The organism is Lutibacter sp. (assembly GCF_040883305.1).
Classification (GTDB): Bacteria; Bacteroidota; Bacteroidia; order Flavobacteriales; family Flavobacteriaceae; genus Lutibacter.
Genome location: NZ_JBFLKT010000287.1, coordinates 1 through 4,282, shown reverse-complemented (window position 1 = coordinate 4,282; position 4,282 = coordinate 1). Strand labels below are relative to the sequence as shown.

Below are 4,282 nucleotides of genomic sequence, written 5' to 3'. Positions count from 1 at the left end.
TTTGTCAAAATCAGCTTTTGCTCTAATATCAACTACGTGATATTTTGCTAAAAAAGCAGGGATATCAGTTTCAGCTGCTGGAGCACCAGTAACAAACTTTTCACCATCAGCATTTGTAATTATGTTAGGAATGTCATATCCATTATTTACCATATAATTTTTTAAGGTAGTAAAAGCAGGTTCTTGTACTATAGTAGGGTCATCGCCACCACCATCACAAGATGTTAAAACTAATAAGAATCCGATTAATAATAATGATATTTTTTTCATGATTTGAGTGTTTTGAATGTTTTGTTTGTTTGTTTGTTTGTTTGTTTGTTTGTTTATTTGTGAAATTGTTTATGTTTAATTATTCTGAAAGTGGATAATTTTGAATTTCTTTAGCTGAAAAACCATTTAAGTTTTTTGCTACTAAAGCTGAGTTGATATAACTGTTAGATCCATAAGCTAAATTAGATACGTTGTATCCTAAAACCTGTAAATATGCAACAGCATAAGCCGCAGATTGACCAGTAGAACAGTTAACTAATATGTTTTTGTCAGCTGGTAACGTATAAAGATTTGTTGTAGAAGCTAGTGTTTTTGGTTGGTATTGAACCGCTCCTTTTAGATGACCTAAATTGTAAGTATCGGCATCTGTATAACTAACTACAAAATAATCTGCAGGATTTTCAAATGCTACTTCTGCTTTTACAATAAATTCTTTATAAGGTTTTTCAAATGCAGCTTTTATACGTTCTTTTAATATTTCTTGTGCATCGGTTTTACCAGTTGATAATGCAGGTGTACTACCTTTTTCAGGCATTGGATTTGATGTAGTTTCTACTTGGTCTGCAAAAGTATCTGTTGAATTTTTTACCCAGATATTTTGAGCCAGTTCACTATCCCAAGAACTCATTCCCCATTTTAAGTTAAATACATTATTATACCCTGCAAGTCTTAATAAACCAGCATAATAAGCGGCAGACTGACCAGAATAACATACAATTGTAATTTTTTCAAAAGATGCTGGGTCAATTTCGTTTTCAAAATAGGTTAGTAATTCTGGACCTTTTACATTTACTGAATTTTTAATATGTCCATAATCAAACCAACTTTCACTTCTAATATCTAAAACTAAGTACCCTTTGTTTTTAAGGTTATCTTTAATTTCTGGAGCTTCAATTATTGCTGGAGCTAATTCACTATTAATAAAGTTACCATTTGCTTCTAAATATTGAACCAATAGTTCAAATTCTGATGGGTCGGACTGAACTGTTTGTTCATTCTTTTTAAAGCTACTTAATATAGTTATAGCTATAAAAAATACTGTTAAATATGATATTGTTTTTTTCATTCTTTAAGTAATTTTAATTTATTAATTTGTACTAATTGTTACACCAAAATTACTTATGAAAAGGTAGTTTTTTTATGACTTTTATCAGTAAAATCTTATTAATAATTAGTCTGTTTAGTTACCTAAGTTACATAAGTAAATAATTGATATACAATATTTTAAAAAATATTTTACAGGTTTTTGTAATCTAATTTTTTAAGGTGTTATATTTTAAACTTTAAACTTGTTTTTTTGATTTAATTTTTATCAAAAAGCAGGGTCTTTTTGTGTTAAAGAACGCTTAAAAATTGAACAAAAAAAAGCTGTTTTAGAAATAAAACAGCTTTAAATAATTAAACTAACAACCGCCTTCAACAGGCATTTTCTTTTTCTTTTTTATTGGAATTACTTTTTTAGGAGGAGCTTTTACAACCGGCTTAGGTTTTGGTTTTTGAGCAGCCTTTTTTATAGATTCATTTATAAATGCATTAATATCTGCCACAGATTTTTCTACTGTAATATTTTTAGAAATTAATTCATTTTGAGTGTAGCTATTATTAATGGCAGCAATTTTTAGATTTTTATAACCAAGTTGATAAAGTACCATAAATGGTGCAACTACATCATTTGGATTAGAACTATATAAAACTATTGTTTTATTTTCCTCTTGTAATTTATTAAAAATTGAAGCGTTTTCTTCGTTTAAAATTTCAGGAGCATAAATATTAATAGCATTAGTTAAATGTCCTTTTTGAAATTCGAATTCATTTCTGGTATCAACTAAAACATACTCTTTATTTTCAATACCTTCTAATGAAATTAAATAGTTATCTGTTGTAATATTTTCTAACGTAGTTTTTGAATTTATAGCATACATATGGGCTGGTCTTTTATAAGTTAAAAGTCCAATAAGTACAACCAAAATAAAAAGTACCGATGCTATTGATATTCGTTTTGTTTTTTCTAATTCTTTCATCTGTCTATATTATTTTTTGTTAACAACTAACAACCACCCTCAACAGGCATTTTCTTTTTCTTTTTTATTGGAATTACCTTTTTAGGAATTACTTTTTTTACAACCGGTTTTTCTACCACCTTAATTTGTTCTGGATAAACTACTCCAAAAAACATACTAGCAGATTTTCTGAATGCATACAAGTCAAATTCTTGAGCTGCCATATTTTCAGTTGGAATAGGCGGATTAATTATAGTTTTATACCAATTGTTAATTCCTCCTTTTAAAACTTTAAGATTTTTGAAGTTTAATCTGTTCCCAAGAATCCAGGCTTGATCTGCGTAAAAATTATCGTTTGAAAAAAGAACTACATCATATTGTGTTTGATTTAAATACATTATAGAGTCTTCATCCAACAATTTTTTTAGAGGGATGTTGATGGCATTAGGTAAGGAATATTTGCTAAATTCTGCTTCGCTTCTAACGTCAATCAATAAAAAAGAAGGATCCTGACCTATTATTTTATCAGCTAATTCATCGGTTGAAATATACCTTTCTGGACTAACCGAATTACTTAATAACTCATCAGGGTTTATACCTTCATGTTTTTCATATTTAGGTAATAAAACTAATCCACCTGCAAGTACTACAAATATTATGGCTAATATTGTGTACCTAAATGATAAAAATTTTGCTGTTTTTCTATTAACCATTTTAGTTTTTTTTATCTTAATAAAATATTTTTTTAACTCTTTTTCTAATCATATCAGAAGTTGCAAAAGCTACAATTGCTATTATGGTAAATATAAAAGCAAACCAATACCTATTTACACCTAAAGAATCCATTAAAGTAATGTTGCCTTCAAAATATCCATCGTAAATTGGTTCAAATACGGTATATAATTCAGAAAATATAAAGATTCCAACCATAATTCCAATTACATAAACTATGGCATCAATTTTACCAATTGCAACTGCACATAAACTTGTTCCTGGACAAAAACCTGCAGCTACAAATCCCACACCCATAATAACACCACCAATAATAGCTCCCCAAAAATATGTTGGATGAATATATAATTGCTCCATGTTTAAAAAACCAAGATAATCCATGTATAAAATACCGATTAATGCTACTAATGCGGCTGTAAAAAACACTTTTAATACTGCAAAATCGTATCCATAAAATACTCCTGCTAATTTTCTAGAGGAAGAAAACCCAGAGGATTCTAAAATAAATCCGAAGAAAATTCCTATTAGTATTGCTATAATATTGTTCCACTCGTAAGGAATTACTCCATTAGGAATTAAAGGTCCCATATATTTTTTATTTTTTAATTATTAAATCCAATTTTTTCTAAAGAAATATGCTACCAGGAATCCTGTTCCAAAAATAGCCAACATAGTTATAAAGCCACCTGTTGATAATACTGCCATTCCACTTAATGCGGCACCACTTGTACAACCACGTGCAATTTGTGCACCTATTCCAAATAAAATACCACCACCTAAGGCAAATATTAATCTTCTTTTGCTTGAAATTTTAGGTGAATGCTGTACTCTCCAACCGATTCTACCTGCTAATCCGCCAGAAATAAATGCACCAATTAAAACGCCGAGTGCTTCAAAAACCAACCAAGAATTAAGAGGTGATTTTTCTTCTTTTACAAACTTACTGTAATAGGCATTGTTTTCTGCATGGTTTGAAGCCAATGCATCAACAATTGTTACTACACCACTTTTCATTGCACCACTGGCGCCTAAGCCTCTTCCAGTCATATAAAAAGTAAAAAGTATTAATATTCCAAGTAGAAAACCTCCAAAATAAGGATTCCAATATATGTGTTTGTTTTTTTGATTGTCTATATTCATAATTTACTTTTTTTAATAAAGGTATCGGGTAATTTGTCCGGCTTCAACCATTACAAATCTAAAAACCAACCCACCAATTAATACTAATAATGCTGGTATTGCCACAGGAATTTTATAACCAATAAGTTCTGTAAGTTCTA

Annotated in this window: 6 protein-coding genes; all 6 read right to left on the bottom strand. The window is 29.2% G+C overall.

Going from position 1 to position 4,282, the window contains the following annotated elements:
- Nucleotides 1–270, bottom strand: a 270-nt coding sequence (locus AB1Z17_RS09190; RefSeq protein ID WP_368051508.1) for a hypothetical protein, incomplete at its 3' end; no start/stop codon positions are given.
- A 79-nt stretch (nucleotides 271–349) separates the two neighbouring features.
- Entirely contained in the window at nucleotides 350–1,336 is a 987-nt protein-coding gene (locus AB1Z17_RS09185) for a rhodanese-like domain-containing protein (RefSeq protein ID WP_368051507.1), read from the bottom strand.
- Nucleotides 1,337–1,673: 337 nt separating this feature from the next.
- Nucleotides 1,674–2,291: a rhodanese-like domain-containing protein gene (locus AB1Z17_RS09180; RefSeq protein ID WP_368051506.1), complete on the bottom strand. Its 618-nt coding sequence runs from the start codon at nucleotides 2,289–2,291 to the stop codon at nucleotides 1,674–1,676.
- Between the two features lie 26 nt (nucleotides 2,292–2,317).
- A complete protein-coding gene (locus AB1Z17_RS09175) occupies nucleotides 2,318–2,983 on the bottom strand; it encodes a rhodanese-like domain-containing protein (RefSeq protein ID WP_368051505.1) in 666 nt (221 codons plus the stop codon).
- Between the two features lie 16 nt (nucleotides 2,984–2,999).
- Nucleotides 3,000–3,590 (bottom strand): YeeE/YedE thiosulfate transporter family protein, encoded by a 591-nt coding sequence (locus AB1Z17_RS09170; protein WP_368051504.1) that lies wholly within the window; start codon nucleotides 3,588–3,590, stop codon nucleotides 3,000–3,002.
- Between the two features lie 21 nt (nucleotides 3,591–3,611).
- A complete protein-coding gene (locus AB1Z17_RS09165; protein WP_368051503.1) occupies nucleotides 3,612–4,142 on the bottom strand; it encodes a YeeE/YedE thiosulfate transporter family protein in 531 nt (176 codons plus the stop codon).
- Nucleotides 4,143–4,282: the final 140 nt, after the last annotated feature.